Origin of the sequence: Gordonia otitidis NBRC 100426 (assembly GCF_000248075.1) — a bacterium.
Lineage (GTDB): Bacteria > Actinomycetota > Actinomycetes > Mycobacteriales > Mycobacteriaceae > Gordonia > Gordonia otitidis.
The window spans coordinates 1-3,649 of sequence record NZ_BAFB01000071.1; the positions used below are offsets into that span (position 1 = coordinate 1).

Sequence of the window (3,649 nt, forward strand, 5' to 3'; positions counted from 1 at the left end):
CGGAAACCGATCGCCCACACGATGCTGGTGACGCCCGATTCGATGAGATCGAGATGTGTGGGCTCAGCGTCGGGCTGCCACACGGGTTCGTATCGCGACGGTGGAGGTGCTTGAATCTCGCGGGCGTCGATGTAACGGTCGATGTCGGCGCAGATCGAGTTGTACACGGAATCGGCCTTGTCGAGCGCTGAGCGCAGCGTCGGCGCGAAGGTCAGTCCTGAGTCCTTGCCGCCCGTGAGCGAGCCGTAGAGGTGCATGCCCTCTGTGGCGAACTGGCGGAGGTCGACGTCGCGGCCACCGTCTCGGCCCGTCACGTAATGGTTTGTCTTCTCCTGTGCCGCTTTGCCTCCCGGGTACTGTGCGGTGGGGGTGTCGTACAGGCCCATCTCCGCCAACCAGGTCATGCAATCTCGTCCGCGGTAGCGTCTGGCAACTCGCGGTGCACTGCCCACCGCCAGGTGTACCTGACGGCCGGCCAGGTGGAGATCCTCCGCGATCTGCGCTCCTGACTGTCCACTTCCGACGACGAGGACCGCGCCGTCGGGCAGTTGCTCGGGAGCGAAGTACTCCTCGGAATGCACCTGGTGCACCGAAGGATCGAGTGTCGACGCATAGGGCGGGATGACTGGCAGCGGATAACCGCCCGTGGCCACCACGACCTGATTGCACTGCAGTAGTTCGACGTCGCCGCCGGACTGTAGGCTGAGCTCGAACGTTGCCGAGTCGATCTGACGTAGCCGGGTTACCGTCGTATGCGTGCGGATCGGGGCGTCGAATGTCTCGAGCCACCCGCCCAGCCACGCGACGACCTCGTCTCGGGTCATGAAGCCGTCGGGGTCGGGACCGTCGTAGGAGTAGCCGGGGAGGCGGCAGTGCCAGTTCGGAGTGACGAGAGTGAAGTTGTCCCAGCGTGCGTCGGCCCAGGCGTGCGTCGGTGTCTTCGACTCCACCACGACGTGCTCCACCTGTGCCTGGCTGAGATACCAGCTGACCGACAGACCCGCCTGTCCGCCTCCGACGATGACAACCGGCACATGAGTGGACTGTGTGTGAGCGCTCATGAGGCAGCCTGGGAGTTCGGGGTGGCGGGAAGGGGCGGATACATGTCGACGATGTGCACACGTGCATCGGACTCGAACCGTTGTGCCGTGCCGGTGATCTCGTCGATCGTCGCTGCCGCGGAGGTGCACGCGAATCCGTACTTGGCGCGCACTCGCTCTGCGGCCTCGCGCAAAGCAGTGGTGGACCGTTGGCAGAAGTCGGCGACCGAGTAGTCGTCGCCGGCTCGGAGGTGATCGTGCATCACGAGACTCGGTGAGTAGCAGTTCTGCGTGGCTCCATCGGGCCACCGGACCACAAACGTCATTTCAGGCATGGGCCAGATCCCTCCACCCTGTGGTGCCGGTCGCGTCGAGTTCGGTGAGTGGTCCGTAGACGTCGGGACGGCGGTCGCGGAGGTGGAACATTCCGCCGCGCATGGTCGTGAACGTCTCCGCGATGTCGATGTCGGCGACAGCCATACCCTCCGACAGCAGGGTGGTCGCCAGTACGTTGCCGCCGGGGTCGACGACCTTGGCGTTGGCGACGTAGCGCAACGATCCGAACGTTCCGGACTGGTTAGAAGCGATCCAGAACACCTGGTTGTCGAGCGCTCGCGCGGCGTCGAACAGGTTGAATCGGTAGGTCCAGCGGTCTTCCTGCAGGTTCTCCGCCGTCGCAGTACGGGCGGCAGGCCACGCCGACAGGCTGGCGATGATTTCGGCGCCGTCGAGGGCCATCAAACGTGCGGCCTCGGGAAACGCCTTGTCGTAACAGATCTGGAGTCCCACACGTCCGACGGGTGTGTCGAAGACGCCATACCGGGTACCCGACGAGTACGACATGTTCTCGCCCAGGGGCTGATGCACCTTGCGGTAGCTACCGTAGATGTGTGTGCCGTCGAGAACCGCTGCTGCGTTGTACCGGGTCTCGCCGTCGTCGGCGAGCTCACAGAAGCCGATCGCGATGACCATGTCCCCGACGATTGCCTGCACACGCTGGATTTCTGGTCCGTCGAGTGTGATCGCAGGCGGAAGCGATCGTGTCGTGTTCTTGATGGTGTCGCCATGATTGCCCAGTGACGAGAGGTAGCCACCGATCGCCGCCTCGGGGAACACGAGGAAGTCGACGCCCGCACGCTTCGCCTCGGCGACGAAGTGTTCGATGGTTGCGTAGTTCTGTTCGAGATCGCGCGAGAAGTTCGCTGCAACGGCTGCCACTCTGGTCATGTCAACCCCGGAACATGGTCGAAGTATGTTGTGCGCATTGTCATGTCACACCATGTAGGTCGAGTTGATGATCGCGCCCTTACGGGCGTAGTGGATGACTGCATCCTGCACGTCGAGTGGATGGGCGGGGATCACACCCTCGATGAGGTCTTCTTCTCGACCGCCGTGCAATGCCAGTCCGAACCGGCAGCAGAAGACGGTTCCGCCCTCGGCGATGAACGTGGCCAGGGAGTCGTTGATGTTCTGCTCGCCCGGGAAGCCGGAGTCGCCTGTCTTCGGGAAGCCGCGTGTGGCAAGGCAATTGATGGCACCCGGACCGTAGAAGTAGATCGCCGACTCGAAACCCTTACGGAGTGCGCGGGTGGCTTGTAGGACTGCGACGAATGACACCGATGACTCGTGGGCTATGCCGTGCACCAGGGTGAAGTAGGTTTCGCCATCCTCTGCCTGGTAGTCGGGGAAGATCTTCGTCCCGCCGTAGATGTTCGAGCCCTTGGGCAGGGAGGGATGGGGAATCTCGTTGAGGGACTTGGTGATGTTGTCGCTGATCGACGCGTCGAAGGAAGGCACGATGCTCCTCGGGGTGCTGCCGCGAGTTCTCGCGGGAGTGAACGATGGTGAGGCGACACTGCCTCGCGAGTGGAGCCGTCACCCCGCACTGTGGCGGGCGCTTGGTCGTTCCGGCTACATCAGCTAGTTCACGCCCGAAGTATTTCGTGGTGGTTACGCGCGGAATAACTCATGGGTCTCGGCGCGCAACAATGGTTATCAGCGGTCTGGTTTGAGTAGCTGGTCGATCAGCGGGCCGACGTCCTCGGCCAGTTCGTCGACGGTCGCGTCGGCGATTTCCGGGCGCCGGAACACGTACCTCATGGTGACGAGGCTGAGCATCTGCCCGGCGACGAGAACGAGCCGACGGTCTCGATCCTCGGCCGCGACGAGGTCGCCGAGCGCGACATGCGCCACGCCAACATAGAAGTTCACCATGCGCTCCGACACCTCCTCGTCGGTCAGCGCAATCCTCAGCAGTGCGATGGCCCGTTGTCGCTGCGCATCGTCGTCGTCCCAGAGATGCAGCGCGCGTCGGACGAAATCCCGCCCCGGGCGCGCCGCGTCCAGCGGTCTATCCCGGAACACTGCCGTCGGGTCGACGTCTGGCCGCAATGCCTCGACCGTCAGCGCGCGCTTGTTGCCGAAGTAGTGGTGGATCAGGGCGGCGTCCACCCCCGCACGGCCCGCAATTGCGCGCATGGTGGTCCGCTCGAAACCTTTCTCCGACAGGAGCTCTCGGCTTGCAGCGAGGATAGCGCTGCGCGTGGCAGTGGAATCGGATGACGGGGGTCGTCCAGTTCTTCGCGCGCTCATGCTGGTGCGTTCTCCCT

General features: G+C 63.7%; 5 protein-coding genes. All 5 read right to left on the bottom strand.

Annotated features, from left to right (window positions below; all coding sequences use genetic code 11):
• Positions 1 to 1,061: MSMEG_0569 family flavin-dependent oxidoreductase (locus GOOTI_RS06760; RefSeq protein WP_007237821.1), on the bottom strand; the 1,061-nt coding region annotated here is incomplete at its 3' end.
• Positions 1,058 to 1,375: an MSMEG_0570 family nitrogen starvation response protein gene (locus tag GOOTI_RS06765; protein ID WP_007237822.1), complete on the bottom strand. Its 318-nt coding sequence runs from the start codon at positions 1,373 to 1,375 to the stop codon at positions 1,058 to 1,060. The genes GOOTI_RS06765 and GOOTI_RS06760, both read right to left, overlap by 4 nt.
• The gene (locus tag GOOTI_RS06770) at positions 1,368 to 2,267 is read right to left on the bottom strand and encodes a carbon-nitrogen hydrolase family protein (RefSeq protein WP_007237823.1); all 900 of its coding nucleotides are present in this window, start codon (positions 2,265 to 2,267) and stop codon (positions 1,368 to 1,370) included. Before GOOTI_RS06770 ends, GOOTI_RS06765 begins: the two co-directional genes overlap by 8 nt.
• Before the next feature lie 45 nt (positions 2,268 to 2,312).
• A complete protein-coding gene (locus GOOTI_RS06775; protein ID WP_005168787.1) occupies positions 2,313 to 2,837 on the bottom strand; it encodes an MSMEG_0572/Sll0783 family nitrogen starvation response protein in 525 nt (174 codons plus the stop codon).
• Positions 2,838 to 3,035: 198 nt separating this feature from the next.
• A partial coding sequence (locus tag GOOTI_RS06780) for a TetR/AcrR family transcriptional regulator (RefSeq protein ID WP_233425439.1) occupies positions 3,036 to 3,649 on the bottom strand: 614 nt, incomplete at its 5' end.

Bases quoted from the DNA above. Each gene is read 5' to 3' on its own strand.
- GOOTI_RS06765 (WP_007237822.1), bottom strand. From the start codon at position 1,375: ATGCCTGAAATGACGTTTGTGGTCCGGTGGCCCGATGGAGCCACGCAG.
- GOOTI_RS06770 (WP_007237823.1), bottom strand. From the start codon at position 2,267: ATGACCAGAGTGGCAGCCGTTGCAGCGAACTTCTCGCGCGATCTCGAA.